Source organism: Kinneretia sp. DJ1R-11 (assembly GCF_025717595.1).
Lineage (GTDB): Bacteria > Pseudomonadota > Gammaproteobacteria > Burkholderiales > Burkholderiaceae_C > Paucibacter_A.
This window is the reverse complement of the sequence record NZ_JAJIRR010000002.1, coordinates 546,041-561,646: the sequence shown is the minus strand read 5'-3', so window position 1 is coordinate 561,646 and position 15,606 is coordinate 546,041. Positions and strand designations below refer to the sequence as shown.

Annotated in this window: 14 protein-coding genes; 6 read left to right on the top strand and 8 right to left on the bottom strand. The window is 67.5% G+C overall.

Annotation, left to right across the window (positions count from 1 at the left end):
* Positions 1-28 precede the first annotated feature (28 nt).
* The 3 genes from yidD (at position 29) to mnmE (ending at position 3,713) form a co-directional block, all read left to right on the top strand.
* Positions 29-337 (top strand): membrane protein insertion efficiency factor YidD, encoded by a 309-nt coding sequence (gene yidD / locus LNV23_RS06565; protein WP_263517122.1) that lies wholly within the window; start codon positions 29-31, stop codon positions 335-337.
* A complete protein-coding gene (yidC, locus tag LNV23_RS06560; protein ID WP_263562240.1) occupies positions 334-2,046 on the top strand; it encodes a membrane protein insertase YidC in 1,713 nt (570 codons plus the stop codon). Before yidD ends, yidC begins: the two co-directional genes overlap by 4 nt.
* A gap of 284 nt (positions 2,047-2,330) precedes the next feature.
* A complete protein-coding gene (gene mnmE, locus LNV23_RS06555; protein ID WP_263562239.1) occupies positions 2,331-3,713 on the top strand; it encodes a tRNA uridine-5-carboxymethylaminomethyl(34) synthesis GTPase MnmE in 1,383 nt (460 codons plus the stop codon).
* A gap of 9 nt (positions 3,714-3,722) precedes the next feature.
* On the opposite strand, the gene LNV23_RS06550 is transcribed toward mnmE, so the two are convergent.
* The 3 genes from LNV23_RS06550 to LNV23_RS06540 all read right to left on the bottom strand — a co-directional run bounded on the left by LNV23_RS06550 (position 3,723) and on the right by LNV23_RS06540 (position 6,552).
* Positions 3,723-5,012, bottom strand: a complete 1,290-nt coding sequence (locus tag LNV23_RS06550) for a TRAP transporter large permease (RefSeq protein ID WP_171828563.1) — start codon at positions 5,010-5,012, stop codon at positions 3,723-3,725.
* Positions 5,013-5,074: 62 nt separating this feature from the next.
* The gene (locus LNV23_RS06545) at positions 5,075-5,575 is read right to left on the bottom strand and encodes a TRAP transporter small permease (RefSeq protein ID WP_263562238.1); all 501 of its coding nucleotides are present in this window, start codon (positions 5,573-5,575) and stop codon (positions 5,075-5,077) included.
* On the bottom strand, positions 5,572-6,552 hold the full coding sequence (locus LNV23_RS06540; protein ID WP_263562237.1) for a TRAP transporter substrate-binding protein: 981 nt from the start codon (positions 6,550-6,552) through the stop codon (positions 5,572-5,574). The genes LNV23_RS06545 and LNV23_RS06540 overlap by 4 nt, the downstream gene beginning before the upstream one ends.
* Positions 6,553-6,699: 147 nt before the next feature.
* Between LNV23_RS06540 and LNV23_RS06535 the strand changes: the two genes are divergently transcribed.
* Both LNV23_RS06535 and LNV23_RS06530 read left to right on the top strand, forming a co-directional pair.
* Positions 6,700-7,689 (top strand): sugar kinase, encoded by a 990-nt coding sequence (locus LNV23_RS06535; protein ID WP_263562236.1) that lies wholly within the window; start codon positions 6,700-6,702, stop codon positions 7,687-7,689.
* Between the two features lie 8 nt (positions 7,690-7,697).
* Positions 7,698-9,041 carry a pectate lyase family protein gene (locus LNV23_RS06530; protein ID WP_263562235.1) on the top strand — a complete coding sequence of 448 codons (1,344 nt, stop codon included), beginning with the start codon at positions 7,698-7,700 and terminating at the stop codon, positions 9,039-9,041.
* Positions 9,042-9,054: 13 nt separating this feature from the next.
* Here LNV23_RS06530 and LNV23_RS06525 read toward each other — a convergent pair whose 3' ends face one another.
* The 3 genes from LNV23_RS06525 to LNV23_RS06515 all read right to left on the bottom strand — a co-directional run bounded on the left by LNV23_RS06525 (position 9,055) and on the right by LNV23_RS06515 (position 10,910).
* Positions 9,055-9,576 (bottom strand): YgjV family protein, encoded by a 522-nt coding sequence (locus tag LNV23_RS06525; RefSeq protein ID WP_263562234.1) that lies wholly within the window; start codon positions 9,574-9,576, stop codon positions 9,055-9,057.
* A gap of 43 nt (positions 9,577-9,619) precedes the next feature.
* The gene (locus tag LNV23_RS06520) at positions 9,620-9,877 is read right to left on the bottom strand and encodes a DUF3297 family protein (protein ID WP_263515976.1); all 258 of its coding nucleotides are present in this window, start codon (positions 9,875-9,877) and stop codon (positions 9,620-9,622) included.
* Between the two features lie 79 nt (positions 9,878-9,956).
* Positions 9,957-10,910: a LysR family transcriptional regulator gene (locus LNV23_RS06515; RefSeq protein ID WP_263562233.1), complete on the bottom strand. Its 954-nt coding sequence runs from the start codon at positions 10,908-10,910 to the stop codon at positions 9,957-9,959.
* 71 nt (positions 10,911-10,981) lie between these two features.
* Between LNV23_RS06515 and LNV23_RS06510 the strand changes: the two genes are divergently transcribed.
* On the top strand, positions 10,982-12,046 hold the full coding sequence (locus tag LNV23_RS06510) for an NAD-dependent epimerase/dehydratase family protein (protein ID WP_263562232.1): 1,065 nt from the start codon (positions 10,982-10,984) through the stop codon (positions 12,044-12,046).
* Between the two features lie 65 nt (positions 12,047-12,111).
* On the opposite strand, the gene pelA is transcribed toward LNV23_RS06510, so the two are convergent.
* Both pelA and LNV23_RS06500 read right to left on the bottom strand, forming a co-directional pair.
* Positions 12,112-13,188, bottom strand: coding sequence for a pectate lyase (gene pelA / locus LNV23_RS06505; RefSeq protein ID WP_263562231.1), 1,077 nt, complete (start codon positions 13,186-13,188; stop codon positions 12,112-12,114).
* Between the two features lie 388 nt (positions 13,189-13,576).
* Positions 13,577-15,604 (bottom strand): GDSL-type esterase/lipase family protein, encoded by a 2,028-nt coding sequence (locus LNV23_RS06500; protein ID WP_263562230.1) that lies wholly within the window; start codon positions 15,602-15,604, stop codon positions 13,577-13,579.
* Positions 15,605-15,606 lie beyond the last annotated feature (2 nt).

Below are 15,606 nucleotides of genomic sequence, written 5' to 3'. Positions count from 1 at the left end.
CATGGCCCACGACCCCGCCGCCCCTTCGATTGCGCAGCGCGCCTTGGTCGGCCTGGTGCGTGGCTACCGCCTGCTGTTGAGCCCCTGGCTGGGCAGCGCCTGCCGTTTCGAGCCGACTTGTTCGGTCTACTCGATCGAGGCCTTGCAGCGCCATGGCGCCGCCGCTGGCAGCTATCTGACCCTGCACCGTCTGTTGCGCTGCCACCCTTTGTGTGCCGGCGGCCATGACGCTGTGCCTGACAATCCGCCTGCGCTGTTCAGCCGACTCGGGCTGTGCGCGCCGAATTCGCCTTCCCCTTCCCCCCGCAATTCCACCCAATCAGAAGCCTCCTCATGACTGATATTCGCCGCACCGTCCTGTGGGTGGTGTTCACCATGTCCCTCGTCCTGCTCTGGGACGGCTGGCAAAAGCACAACGGACATCCGTCGATGTTCAGCCCGCCGGCCGCCAAGCCGGTGGCCGCCGCCGGTTCGGCCGCGCAGCCGGGTGTGCCCGCAGCCGCGGGCCTGGCCGCTGGCGCCACGGCCGTGCCGGGTGCGCCCGTCGCCGCCCGCAGCGAGAAGCTGAACATCAGCACCGATGTCATGACCATCACCCTGGACACCCAGGGCGGTGATGTCACCCATGTCGAGCTGCCCAAGTACCTGGCTTCGCCCGAGCCCGGCCTGTTCGACCCGCTGCTGCAAGCCGTGGGCCTGAAGGACAAGCCCAAGGTCGAGCCCAAGCCCATCGTGCTGATGGACGCGGCCACGCAAAGCTACAAGGCCCAGACCGGCCTGGTCGGCACGCGCGGCGAACAGCTGCCCACGCACAACACGCTGATGACGGTGACCACCCCCGAGCGCAAGCTGGCCGATGGCGCCAACGAGCTGCTGGTGCGCCTGGAGTCGGCCGAAGTCGGCGGCGTCGTCTATGTGAAGACCTACAGCTTCAAGCGCGGCGACTACGTCATCGGCGTCAAGCACGAGGTCATCAACAAGGGCGCGGCCCCGCTGACCCCGCAGGTCTATGTGCAGCTGGTGCGCGACGGCGTGGCCGGCCCCGGCGGTACGGCCTTCACCGGCACCTTCACCGGCCCGGCGATCTACAACGACAAGAACAAGTTCCAGAAGTTCGAGTTCAAGGACATCGAGAAGGGCAAGACCGACCACGAAAAGACCGCCAATGACGGTTGGGTGGCCATGGTCCAGCATTACTTCGCCAGCGCCTGGCTGCACAACGAAGCCGCGCCGCGCGAGTTCTTCGTCAACAAGGTCAAGGGCGCCGCTCCCGAGCAGTACGCCGTCGGCATGGTCTTCACCCTGCCCCAGCTGGCACCGGGCGCCACCGCCACCAAGCTGGATCAGCTGTTTGTCGGCCCGCAGGAAGAAAACAAGCTCGCCGCTCTGGCCCCGGGCTTGGAGCTGGTGAAGGACTACGGCATCTTCGCCATCCTGGCCAAGCCCCTGTTCTGGCTGCTGGAAAAGCTGCACTCCATCTTGGGCAACTGGGGCTGGGCCATCATCGCCTTGGTGGTGCTGCTGAAGATCGCCTTCTACTGGCTGAACGCCAGCGCCTACCGCAGCATGGCCAAGATGAAGGCCGTCGGCCCCAAGATTCAGGAAATGCGCGAGCGCCTGAAGGACAAGCCGCAGCAGATGCAGCAGGAGATGATGAAGATCTACCGCGAGGAGAAGGTCAACCCCATCGGCGGTTGCCTGCCCATCTTCTTGCAGATGCCCTTCTTCATGGGCCTGTACTGGGTGCTGCTGTCCACCGTGGAAATGCGTGGCGCGCCCTGGCTGGGCTGGATCGTTGACCTGTCCGCCAAGGACCCCTACTTCATCCTGCCCCTGCTGATGACGGCCTCCAGCCTGTTCCAGGTCTGGCTGAACCCGACCCCGCCGGACCCGATGCAGGCCAAGATGATGTGGATCATGCCGCTGGCCTTCAGCTTCATGTTCTTCATCTTCCCCTCGGGCCTGGTGCTGTACTGGCTGACCAACAACATCCTGTCGATCGCCCAGCAATGGGTGATCAACAAGCAGCTGGGCGTGCAGAACTAGATCTGCCGCAGCCGCTCGCAAGTGCCCGACACTTGCAATAGTTCACGAAGCCCCCAGCTACCCCATAGCTGGGGGCTTTTTTCTTGCGCGAGACAGGCCTCCAATCCGATCATGCGGGGCAGAGTTTCATCGCCGACTCCGGACGATGGACCCAGGCCCGAGATCCAGGCTCACGCGAGCGCTGGGCCCCGGCCTCCCCCGCGCCACATACTGAAGACTTGACGCCGACGTTGCACAAAGCAACGCCGGCGTCTTCGCTTGGTACAGGCCACCGATAATTCAGCATGCTCTCCCGCCACCACGACCCCATTGCCGCCATCGCCACCGCACCCGGTCGAGGCGCCGTTGGCATCGTTCGGGTCTCGTCCCCGCAAGACCTGACCCCCTTGGTGGCCGCCGTCTGCGGCAAGGCACTGAAGGCGCGCGAGGCCACCTACCTGCCTTTTCGCGACGCGGCCGGTGCGGCCATCGACCAGGGCCTGGCCTTGCTGTTCCCGGCGCCACATTCCTACACCGGCGAGCATGTGCTGGAGCTGCAGGCCCACGGTGGCCCGGTGGTGCTGCAACTCTTGCTGGCGCGCTGCCTGGAAGCGGGGCGTGAACAGGGCTTGGCCCTGCGCCTGGCCGAGCCGGGTGAGTTCACCCAGCGCGCCTTTCTCAATGGCAAGCTGGACCTGGCCCAGGCCGAGGCCGTCAGCGACCTGATCGACGCCAGCACCGAGGCCGCGGCCCGCAGCGCCAGCCGGGCGCTGGGCGGCGCGCTCTCGGGCGAGGTGGGCGAGCTGCGCGACGCCCTGATCAAGCTGCGCATGCTGGTCGAGGCGACCCTGGACTTCCCGGAAGAAGAGATCGATTTCCTGCAGCAGGCCGATGCACTCGGCCGCCTGAGCCGGCTGCAGCAGCGCCTGGACGCCGTGCTGGACCGCACCCGCCAGGGCGCCTTGCTGCGCGAGGGCATCAAGGTGGTGCTGGCCGGCCAACCCAATGTGGGCAAGAGCTCGCTGCTGAACGCCCTGGCCGGCGCCGAGCTGGCCATCGTCACGCCCATCCCGGGCACCACGCGCGACAAGGTCAGCCAGACCATACAGATCGAAGGTGTGCCCCTGCACATCAGCGACACCGCCGGCCTGCGCGACACCGAGGACGAGGTCGAACGCATCGGCGTGGCGCGCAGCTGGGAGGCGATTGCCGATGCCGATGTGATCCTCTTCCTGCACGACCTGACCCGCGTCGGCCAGGCCGACTACGAGGCCGAGGACCGCTTGATCTCAGCCCGTCTTGCTAACGTGTCAGCCGAGCGCATCCTGCAAGTGTTCAACAAGAGCGATGCGCCGAATGCCGTGCCGGTGCCCGAGGGCGCGCTGAGCCTCTCTGCCAAGTCCGGCGCCGGCCTACAAGCCCTGCGCCAGCGCCTGCTGCAGCAGGTCGGCTGGCAAGCCACGCCCGAAGGCCTCTACATCGCCCGCGAGCGCCATGTGCAGGCCCTGCGCCGCACACGGGAACATCTGGACATGGCCCAGGCCGTGGCCCACCAGCAGCCGCCGGCGCTGGACCTGCTGGCCGAAGAATTGCGGCTGGCCCACGACGCCCTGGGCGAAATCACCGGGGCCTTCTCGGCGGACGACTTGCTCGGCGAGATCTTCAGCAAGTTTTGCATCGGCAAGTGAGGGGCCCGCTCACTTCATCAGCGCCGGCAGCCAAAGCGAGATCGCCGGCACAAAGGTCACCAGCGCCAGCGTGGCCAGCAAGGCGCCGTAGAAGGGCCAGATCGAGCGCATGACCTGGCCGACCGAGATGCCGCCGATGGCGCAGCCGACGAACTGGGTGCTGCCGACCGGGGGCGTGTTCAGGCCCAGGGCGCAGTTGATCAGCATCAGGATGCCGAACTGCAGCGGGTCCATGCCGTACTGCTGGCAGATGGGCAGAAAGATCGGCGTGCAGATCAGGATGGTGGCCGCCATGTCCAGGAAGGTGCCGAGCACGAAGAGCAGCAGGTTGACCATCAGAAAGATCACCCAGGGGCTCTGGCTGACGCTTTGCATCAGCTCACCGGTGCGCTGCGGCACCTCGTACAAGGCCATGAAGTAGCCGAAGGCCGAGGAGATGCCGATCAGCAGCAGCACCACGCCCGTGGTCTTGCAGGCTTTGGCGCAGGCCTTGAGGAAGTTCTGCCAGCTCAGCGAGCGGTAGACGAAGACCGTCACCCCCAGGGCCCAGAACACCGCCGTGGCGGCCGACTCGGTGGCGGTGAAGACACCGCTGAGGATGCCGGCCAGGATGATCACCACCACCAACAGGCCCGGCAGGGCGCCGACAAAAGCGCGGCCCACCGCCGCCCAGCCCGGGAAGGCGCCATGCGTGGGATAGCCGCGCCGCACGGCCACACCGTAGGCCGCGGCCAGATTGGCCAGGGTCAGCAGCAGGGCCGGGATCAAGGCCGCCAGGATCAGGCCGAAGACGCTGACCGAGGCGATGCCCGATGCGGCCAGCACGAAGATGATGAGGTTGTGCGAGGTCGGCATCAGGGCGCCGACCAGGGCCGCATGCGTGGTCACATTGACCGCGTAATCGGCGTGGTAGCCCTCCTTCTTCATCAGCGGAATCATCACCGAGCCCATGGCCGAGACATCGGCCAGCGGCGAACCCGCCACCCCGCCGAACAAGGTGCAACCCAGCACATTGCTCATGCCCAAACCGCCGCGCACATGGCCGATCAGGCTGTTGGCGAAGCGCACGATGCGGTCGGCAATGCCGCCGTAGAGCATCAGCTCGCCGGCGAACACGAAGAAGGGAATGGCCAGGAAGGAGAAGACCTGCATGCCACCGACCATCTTCTGAAAGACCAGGGCCAGTGGCAGATCGGCCGCCAGCATGGTGGCCACCGAGGACAGGCCGATGGCAAAAGCCACCGGCACGCCCAGCAGCAGCAAGAGGGCAAAGCTCAGGCCCAGAACCCAGAGTTCCATCGCATCAATTCCTTGTGAATCAAAAGGGGGCAGGCTTCGCCAGGCGGCGTGCTGCGCTGGGTTCAGTACCAGGACGGGCGCACCGCCTCACCGCGCCAGAGCGCACGCATATGCTCCAGCGAGAACAGCACGATCAGCACGCCGGCAATCAGCAGCGGCAGGTAGTCCAGGCCCTCGGGCACGCCCAACATGGGCTTGGGCTCGCTCCATTTCAGCTGCGTCCAGACCCAGCCCGACTGCGCCATCAGCGCGCCAAAGCCCGCCACCAGGGCATGGACCAGCAGCTCCAGGCGCAAGCGCCAGCGCTCGGGCAGCAGCACCAGCAAGGACTCCAGGCCGATGTGGCCGGCATCGCGCACGCCCACGGCCACGCCAAAGGCCGTGACATAAAGCACCAGCAGCATGGCCAGGCCCTCGGTCCAGGTGGGCGTGTCGTTGAAGACATAACGGCCCACCACCTGCAACTGCACGCACAGCAGCACCGCGATCAGGCAGACCACGGCGGACACCAGCGCCAGCTTGGACAGGGCGGCGCACAAGCGCGTGAATGCGGGGGCGTTCACGGTGTCTCCCGCAGGGTCTTGACCAGGCGCTGCAGCTCCGGCGTGTTCATGAAGCGGGCGTAGACCGGCGGCATCACAGCCTGGAAGGCGCTCTTGTCCACGTCAACGATCTGCGCGCCACCGGCTTTCACCATCGCCAGCGATTTCGCCTCCTGCTCGTCCCAGCGCAGGCGCTGGAAAGCGACCGATTCCTTGGCCGCGGCGCGGATCAGCTGCTGGTCGGCCGGCGGCAGGCCGTCGTAGACCTTTTTGCTCATCAGCAGCAGCTCGGGCGCCATGGAATGCTCGGTGCGGGAGTAGAACTTGACCGCCTCGAAATGCTTGAAGCCTTCAAACGAGGGCAGGTTGTTCTCGGCGGCATCGACCAGGCCGGTCTTGAGCCCGGTGTAGACCTCGCCCACCGGCATGGGCGTGGCATTGGCGCCCAGGGCCGCGGCCACCGCCACCCAGAGGTCCGACTGCGGCACGCGGATCTTCAAGCCCTTGGCATCGGCCGGATTCTTGATCGGCTTGCGGGCATAGATGGAGCGGGCACCGCTGTCGTAGAAAGCCAGGCCGATGAAGCCCTGCGGCTCGCAGGCACGCAGGATCTCCTCGCCGGCCGGGCCGTCCAGCGCGCGGCGCATCTGCGCCACCGAGCGGAACAAGAAGGGCATGGTCGGCACCTGGGTCTGCGGGCAGATGGCGTTCATGGGGCTGATGTGCACGCGGGTCAGCTCGAGCGCGCCGATCTTGAGCTGGTCGATGGTTTCCTTCTCGGTGCCCAGAGCGCCCTTGTTGAAGACCTTGAGCTTGATGCGCCCGGCGCTGCGCTGCTCCAGCAGCTCGCCCATGCGCTTGAGCGCCAGCACGGTCGGGTACTCATTGCTGTTGTGCACATCGGCGGCGCGCAGGGTCAGTGCCTGGGCGGCCGGCTGGCTCAGCGCCAGGGCCAGCAGGGCGGCGGCGGGCAGGATCTTGAAGCGGGGGCAAAACATGGGGGGCGTCTCCGGGCGAGTGGGGGAGGGTCTGCCCCGGCACGCACGCGGCCTCAGCCTCGGCGCATCAGGGTCAGCCCTTGTTTCGAAATTCGTTCGCTCGCAAATAGAATAACGAAACAGCGTTCCAAATCACTAAGGGATTCCATGAGGGTAGCTTCAACAAAGCAGGTGGCGGTGCTCGGTGAATGCATGCTGGAGCTGGTCGGCCCGGCCTTTGGCGCGCTGCAACAAGGCTTTGGCGGCGACACCCTGAACACGGCCGTCTATCTGGCGCGCTGTGCTGCGGACCCAGGCCAGAACGAGGCCGAGGCCGCCGCGCCCTACACCGTGCACTACGCCACCGGCCTGGGCGAGGACGGCCTCAGCCGTGGCCTGATGGAGCGCTGGGCGGCCGAAGGCCTGGCCCTGGATCTGGTGCGCCAGATTCCCGGCCGCATGCCAGGGCTTTACATGATCGAGGTCGATGCGCGCGGCGAGCGCAGCTTCAACTACTGGCGCGACACCAGCGCAGCCAAGGCTTACTTTGAGAGCGAGCGCACACCTTTGGAGGACCAGACCGCCGACTGGGACTTGTTTTACCTGAGCGGCATCAGCCTGGCCATCCTGCCGCCGGCCGGGCGCGAGCGCGTGTTTGCCTTGATGAAGGCGCTGCGGGCGCGAGGCGCCATGGTGGTGTTCGACAACAACTACCGGCCGCGGCTCTGGGCCAGCCGCGCCGAGGCGCAGGCCGTCTTCCGCCGCGCCCTGGACCTGGCCAGCGTGGGCCTGATCACCGCCGACGACCACCAGGCCCTGTTCGAACTGCCCAGCCTGGCCGAGGCGGTGGCCGCCGCGCAAGACCTGGCCCCGCGCGAGCTGCTGATCAAGCGCGGCGCCGACCCCACCTTGGTGCGCGCGCCCGAAGCCGGCGCCCCGGACTGGCAGGCAGCCGCCACCGAGCGCGTCGAGCGCGTGGTCGACACCACCGCGGCCGGCGACTCCTTTGCCGGCGGCTATCTGAGCCAGCGCCTGCGTGGCCGCCCGGCGCTGGAATCGGCCCGCTTCGGCAACCGCCTGGCCGCGCGCGTGATCCAGCACCGCGGCGCCTTGATCGAGCCGGCGCTGATGGCCGATCTGCTGCAGCCCCAGTCATGAGTACCGCCATGCGTCGTCGACACCTGCTTGCCAGCGTCTGCCTGCTGGCCTTGTCTTTCAGCGCCAGCGCCGAGGGCCCACCAACGCCCCAGCTGGACCCTGCCGGCATCAGTGTGCAAGGCTGGGCCGCCGGCACCGTGGGCGGCCGCGGCGGGCGCATCCTTCGGGTCAGCAACCTCAACGAATCCGGCCCCGGCTCGCTGCGCGAAGCGCTGGAGGCCGAGGGGCCGCGCATCGTGGTGTTTGAGGTCGGCGGCGTCATCGACCTGGCCGGCCAGACCATCAACATCCGCCACCCTTACCTGACCATCGCCGGCCAGACCGCCCCCAAACCCGGCATCACCGTGATCAAGGGCGAGACCAATATCGCCACCCACCAGGTGATCGTCCAGCACCTGATGTTCCGGCCCGGCGAGTTCGGCCGCGCCAAGAAAAGCGGAGCCGACCAAGACGGCATCTCCACCCAGGGCGCGGCCCACCACGTCATCGTCGACCACTGCAGCCTGTCTTGGGCCACGGACGAAAACCTGTCGGTCGGCGGCCCGCGTTTCGAGGGCGCCACGCCCGAGGACTGGCGCCGCAACACCTCGCACGCCATCACCTACAGCCACAACCTGATCTACGAAGGCCTGGGCTATTCGGTGCACGAGAAGGGCGAGCATTCCAAGGGCACCCTGGTGCACGACAACGCCAGCGGCATCCTGCTCTACGCCAATCTCTACGCCTCCAACCGCGAGCGCAATGCCTTGTTCAAAGGCGGCGTGCAGGCGGCCATGGTCAACAACCTGATCTACAACCCCGGCAACAAGGCGGTGCACTACAACCTGGTCGCGCATGAGTGGGCGCCCCACCCCTGGCAGACCGGCCGCATCAGCCTGATCGGCAATGCCTACCGCCAGGGGCCGGACACGCGGCCCAACACGCCCTTGTTCGCGCTCGGCGGCCACGGCGATGTGGCGCTGTTCCTGCACGACAACCTGGCGGTGGACGAGTACGGCGCCGCCGTGGCCCAGACCGGCATCTACAGCGCCGGCCAGGCGCGCATCCTGCAGCTGCAAGCGCCCGAGCTGCCCGCCGATCTGCCGCTGAGCCGCATCCTGCCGGCACGGCGCCTGGAGGCGGAGCTGCCCCTGGCCGTGGGCGCCCGGCCCTGGGACCGCGACCCGATTGATTTCAAGCTGCTGTCCGATGTGGCCGAAGGTCGTGGCCAGATCATCGACAGCGAGCTGCAGAACGCCAGCGGCTACCCGCGCTACGCGCCCAGCAAGCAGGCGTTTCAGCCCGAGGCCTGGAATCTGGATGACATGAGCCCACGCGCCGGCTGGGCCTCGCTGTTCCGCCGCGGGCGCTGAATCGGGTTAAAGCTCACGTGGCCTGAGCGGCCTCCGGCGGGCGGCGCCAGAGCCGCCACAGCGTCCAGCTGTTGGTCAGGGCGATGGTGGCTTCGAGCAAGCTGCCGCCCACCGAGCCCACCACCAGGTTGTTGACCAACCAGAGCAAGGTGCCCAGCAGCATCAGCAGGCGCATGCGCAGCCCGCTCAAGAAAAACAGCGCCGTCGTGCCGATGCAGGAGGCGGCAATCGGCAGCAGCGAGAGCCAGCCCTGCTGCAGCCACAGGCCCAGGCCCGCACTCAGGCCAATGAAGCCCAGGCCCACCCAGGGCGAGCGGCTGCGCAGCGAGGCCAGCGAGCGGCCCAGCGATACCAGGCTGCTGGCAACAGCGGTAGATTGGCCGAGCAGCCAGAAGTGCAGCACATAGGCGAAACACTCCAGGGCCATGAAGACCTTGAAGCGGCGATCGTCGGTCTGCGCAAAACAGGCCACGCCGCAAGCGAAGGCGACATAACCAAAAATCTGCGCGGCAGAAAAATACGCGGGGTCCAGCATGCGGGCAGCGCGCGGCCTGGCAGGGGCAGGCTCGGGCGGGGCTTCAGCTGTAGAAAGCTTCGACCGTGCCCTTGAGCTTGATCATCACCGGGTTGCCCTTGCGGTCCACGGTGCGGCCGGCCGGCACCTTGACCCAGCCTTCGCTGATGCAGTACTCGGCCACATCGAAGCGCTCCTTGCCGTTCAGGCGGATGCCGATGTCGTGCTGGAACACGGCGGCATCGTGGTGCGGGCTGCGCGGGTCGATGGACAGGTGGTCGGGAATGGCAGGGCGGTCGGTGGGAGCGGCGGTGTCGGTCATGGCAGCAGCAATCGTCAAAAAACAAAAGGCCCCGGGCGGGGCTGGATGCCGGCATTTTCCGCGATTTGGGGCGGCCCCGTCAGGCCGGTGCCGCCATCATTTCACTCAAGCCCTCGGCCAGGGCCTCGAACACGCGCTTGCAGGCCAGGCTTTGGCGCAGGTCTTCGTGCATGGCCAGCCAGGTTTCCAGCGGCAGGCTGAGCTGCTCGGGCAGCACGCGCTCCAAACCCGGGCTGCGCCGCGCCAAGGCAACCTGGCAGACGCCGAGTCCGGCGCCGGCGCGCAGCAAGGCCAGCTGGGCCAGATCGCTGTCGCTGCGCAGGGCAAAGGCCTCGCGGCGCCAGCTCGGGAAGCCCTGGCGGGCGGCACGGATGAAGGGCGTTTCCTGGTCATAGCCGACCAGGCGGTGCGCAGCCAGATCCTCCAGCGTGACCGGGCGGCCGGCGCGGTCCAGGTAGTCGCTGCGGGCGAACAGGCCCAGCTCCAACGTGCCCAGGCGGCGCGCGATCAGCTGCTCCTGCGTGGGCGCGGTCATGCGCACAGCGATGTCGGCCTCGCGCTGCAGCAGATCCTGCATGCGGTTGCTCAGCACCAGCTCGATCACCAGGCCGGGCTCGTCTTGCGCCAGCCGGGCCAGGATGGGCGGCAGCACTTCCACGCCCATGACCTCGCTGGCCGTCACCCGCACCACGCCGCGCAGCTGGCCCTGGGCGCCGAGCTGGCGCTCTTGTGCCAAACGCTGCAGCGACGCCGCCTGGTGGGCCATGGCCTCGGCGCCTTCGCGCAGGCTCAGAGCCGCCTCGGTGGGCAACAGGCCTTGCTGCGAGCGGGTGAAGAGCGGCAGGCCCAGGGCCTGCTCCAGCGCTTCGATATGCCGGCCCACGGTTGGCTGGGCCAGGCCCAGGGCGCGAGCGGCGCCCGATTGCGAGCCCTCCTGCAAGACGCCGAGGAAGGTGCGGTACAGCTCCCAGCCGATGTCCTTGCCGGGCTTGTTGCTGGCGCTGCTTTCGGGATCTTTGTTCTTGGAGTCCATGCAGAACTGTATAGCCGCTGGCACATCGTCGGCAGTTCCGCGCGCGGCCTGGCCGGCCGAGACTGGCGGCCATGAACAGCGCACACACCCCCACCTCCGTCACTCCCTTCACAAACACCGGCACGGCCCTGGTCCTGGGCGCCAGCGGCGGCATCGGCGGCGAGGTGGCCCGCCAGCTGCTGGCCGCCGGCTGGCAGGTGCGCGGCCTCAAACGCGAGCCGCCCAGCGCGGCCCAGGCCCGCAGCGGCATCGCCTGGCAGCGCGGCGATGCGCTGGACGGCGCAGCCGTGCGCCAGGCCGCCCAGGGCTGCCAGCTGATCGTGCATGCCGTCAACCCGCCCGGCTACCTGCGCTGGGCCGAGCTGGTGCTGCCCATGCTGGACGCGAGCATCGCCGCGGCGTGCGAGCAGGGCGCTTGCCTGCTACTGCCGGGCACGGTCTACAACTACGCGCCGGACGCACCGATGCCGCTGCGCGAGGACACGCCGCAGCAGCCGCCCAGCCGCAAGGGTGCCATCCGCGTGGAGATGGAGCGGCGCCTGCAAGCAGCCACGAACGAGGCTGCCGAGCGCCCCTGCCAGGTGCTGATCGTGCGCGCTGGCGATTTCTTCGGCCCGCAGCCGGGCAACAACTGGTTTTCGCAGGGCTTGATCCAACCGGGCCGGCCACCCTCGCGCGTGCTGCTGCCGGCCACGCCGGGCGTGGGCCACCAGTGGGCCTTTCTGCCCGATGTGGCGCGCACCATGGTGGCCCTGGTGCAGCGGCGCGCTGAGCTGCCGGCTTTTGCAAGCTTTCACATGGCCGGCCACTGGGATGCCGACGGGCGCCAGATGGGCGAGGCCATCCAGCGCGTGATGGCACAGCACGGCCTGCCGCAGCCGCGGCTGCGCGCCTTTCCCTGGTGGCTGATGCGCATGCTGGCGCCTTTTGTGGCCACGCTGCGCGAGATGCAGGAGATGCGCTACCTCTGGCGCCAGCCCGTGCGCCTGGACAACGCCCGGCTGTGCGCCCTGCTCGGCGAAGAGCCGCACACGCCGCTCGACGAGGCGGTGGCACAGAGCATGAGCGGCCTGGGCTGCCTAGCCCTTGCCACGTCTGCGGCGTCTCACTCGGCGGCGGCCGGGCTCAAGGCATAGGGCGCCATGGCCAAGCCCACGTCCCATATGCCCCAGGGCGAGCTGATCCGAATTTCCCTTGCGACTCACTGGGAGGGCTTCGCTGCATCCGACCGAGATGCGCTAGCAGGCCGCTCGGGCAGACGATGAGCCCAACTCTCATAGGCCTGGAGTGCCCCCCGGGGCGAGGTCACGAACCAGGCGTAGCCATTGCGACGCTCGGGGCTGATTCCAGCCACATCGTCGTGCAGAGACTTGTCGCGGTCTCCGAAGACCGGTTTCAAGGTCCGGGCATCGTAGTAGCGAGCCCAAAGATGGCGAGCGCCGGGATGCCGACGAAGACCGCGCACCGTCGTGCCGGCAGGTCGATCCCAGACCTGATCGAAGATTTCCAACTCTCGCAAGGTCTGGACCGCCGCCTCCACAGCCGCAACAGTGTCGGCATCGGGATGGGGCAGGCGCATCAGGTAGATCAGGACGCTGGCGCTTTCGGAGCTGCTCAGCGCGGGCGGCTCATAGTTGCGCGCCGAGACGGGCAGCAAACTGAGTCCGTCGTGCTGCTGCGCCCACAGCAGACGGCGCCCATCCACGCGCACCTGCAGCTCGACCAGCAGGCGGCTGGCGCGCTGCTGCGCCACCGCAGCCCGGCTTCGCAAGTCCGGTGGCACGAAGTCGAAAGGGCTGAGTGCGGCGGCGACATCCCCGAGCAGGCTGGCGACGCCCACCATCGCGTCATCGTTGAGGGTGATGGCATCGTGATAGCCGCCCTGCAGAGGCCAGACCTGCGGCCAGCCACCGTTCGGAAACTGGGCGCTCAACAGGTACTGCAGGCCTTTGATGGACGCAGCTCGATAAGCCGCAGACGCCGTTGCGGGCAGAGCTGCCTGCACCCGCGCCAAGAAACGGATTTCCGTCAGAGTCGCGTCGTTGTCGATGGTGCCGACATAACTCCATTCATGCTCATGCTGCGCGTCAAAATCACCCGCCTGCGCAAAAGCCGACGCATTGCTGGCCACAAAAGCTTGGCCCGGCTGACGCGGCGGCTGGTCGCGCGGCTGATTCTTGCCCCAGCCGCCGGCGGGCGTCTGAAAGCTCACGATATTGTCTGCGACCCGCAATGCCTCGGCGCTGGCATACCAGGCGGACGGGCGATCCAGCGGCATGCTGGCTTCGCTTTTGCCCGAGCCCGGCGGAGCGGGTATGGCGTGCCCCGCACTTCGTTCAGCAGCCAGGACTGCGCGGTCCGTCTGGCGCTGTCGGGCCGAGGCGGCCAAATAGTCGACCCAGGCTTGCCGAGCAGGCTCCGCCAAGCCAGCCACGCGCTCCTGGTTCAAGGGCGGAGCCGGTGGGTTGCTGCCAATGACTGCAGCACCTGCCTCGGCACAAAGCGTTGCCAAGGCAAGCACGAAAACGCCTTGCCGCAGGCGGCGCTTCGCGCGACACAAGCGCGATGCTGGCGCAGGACGTAGTGGGAACACGATCGGTCTCCTCTTCAAGTGTCAATACCTGCGCCATGAACTGAGCTCACACCGCGGACATCCACGCCTTTGCTCATGGCTTGCTCTTGGAAAACAGGGAATCCCAGCCGGCCTTGGGGCTCATGTCCTGCAACTGCCAGGCCGCCGGGTCGAAGGCACGCATGGTCGCGGGATAGCGGGGGTAGCCGCTCGACTCGGTTTCGCTGTCGATGATGCGGCCCCGCCCCTCGGCCACATCCGACAGCAGCTTGAAGTCGATGGGGTCGCGGTTCCAAGGGCGGGCGCCTGCCGTCAGCAAGATGTGGTCCTCCAACTGCGAGGCCGGCAAGGCGCTCAGCCGTGGCGGCAGATAGGCCGGGCGCTCGGCACTGCCGGCGACCAGCAGACGGGCTGAGCCCGAGGTGTAGCGCCCGGTCAGCGCCACGCTGTTGCCGTTCATATCCATCGCGATGTTGTCCGCCAGGTGCAACTCGATGTCCCCGTGCCCACCCAGGCTGAACAGCGGTGTGCCGGCCGGCGTGTCTGGCCCGTAGCGCAAGGCATTGCCCACCAAGGCCAGCTTGCCTGTCTGATAGGGTCGGTTCAACCATTCGTGCGCAACAAGGTTGTAGTGCACGGCCTTGGCGCCCGGGTTGTAGATCAGGTTGTTGACCATCGCGGCATACACGCCGCCCTTGAACAAGGCGTTGCGCTCACGATTGCTGGCGTAGATATTGCCGAGCAGCAGAACGCCTGTGGCGTTGTCATGCACCAGGCTGCCCTTGGAGTGCTCGCCCTTGGGGTGCACGCTGTCGGCCAGGCCCTCGAAGATCAGGTTGTTGCTGTAGGTGATCTCGTGCGAGGTGGCGCGGCGCCAGGCGACCGGGTCAGCGCCTTCGAAGCGTGGCCCGCCGACCGACAGGTTTTCGTCCGTGGCCCAGGAAAAGCTGCAGTGGTCGACGATCACCTGGTGCGCGCCGGCATGGGTGGAAATGCCGTCGTGGTCGGCGCCGCTGCGTTTCGCACGACCGTAGGCACCGGGTCGCACGCTGAGGTGCTGAATCATCACGTCATGGCTGCGGATGTTCAGCTCGCCCTTGATGAGGGTGATGCCTGGCTCGGGCGCCGTCTGGCCGGCCAGTGTCACGAAGGGATGGCGGATCTCGAGCGCGTTCCCTTGCAGGTCGATGACGCCGCCGACTTCGAACACCACGATGCGCGGTCCTTCGGACTCCAGGGCCGCTCGCAGCGATCCGGGTCCACTTTGATTCAGCGTGGTGACCTTGATGATGCGTCCGCCCCGTCCACCCAAGGTCCCGACGGCCCAGCCCGCATGCTGAAAACTTGCCCTGTGCAAGGGAGCGGGCGCTGCGGCGGGCGTGGACTCTGCCGAAGGGGGAGAAAGCTCTGCGCAGTCTGGCTGCGCGCTGCGCGGAAGATCCAGGGCTGGCAGCTGTGCGGCCAGTTCGCGCGACAGCAGCTCGGCGAACAGGCAGGCGCCACGGGGGCCCAGATGGGTGTGGTCAAAAGCGGGTTGCCCCGGGGCCGCCTGCGCCAGCGCATCCGCTGCCGTGCTGCCCAGCTCGCGTACGGCGGCCATGCTGAGATTGTGCAGGTCCACCAAGGGTACTTGCTGCTCTCGGGCCACGGTGCGCATCGCCTCTGCCCAGGGCTGCAGATCATCCTGCAGCACGCCGGCCTTGAACTGGCGACGCGTCAGCGGCGTCACCAGGACCGGCTGGGCCTGAACGGCACGCAGATCCTGAATGAAGCGTGTCAGGTTGGCCGGGTACTCGCGGGCCAGATCGGTGGAGCGACCCGGCTTGCCTGCTTGGTCGTTGTGGCCAAACTGGATCAGCACATGGGCGGGCGTGCCGGCTGGCCGAGCGCTGACCCGCGCCAGCGCACGCGCCCACAGCCCTTCGGCCCGATAGCTGAGCGTGCTGCGCCCGCCGCGCCCCAGATTCAGGCAAAGCGAAGCCGGCTCAAGACGCTGGCACAAGGCATCACCGTAACCGGTTTGCGGCGCCATGGTGCTGTCACCCACGAGCAGCACGGTGGGTGCTGCTGCGTGAGCGACGGACGCCATCAGGCACAGGGTTCCGATGACATGACGAAGCATGC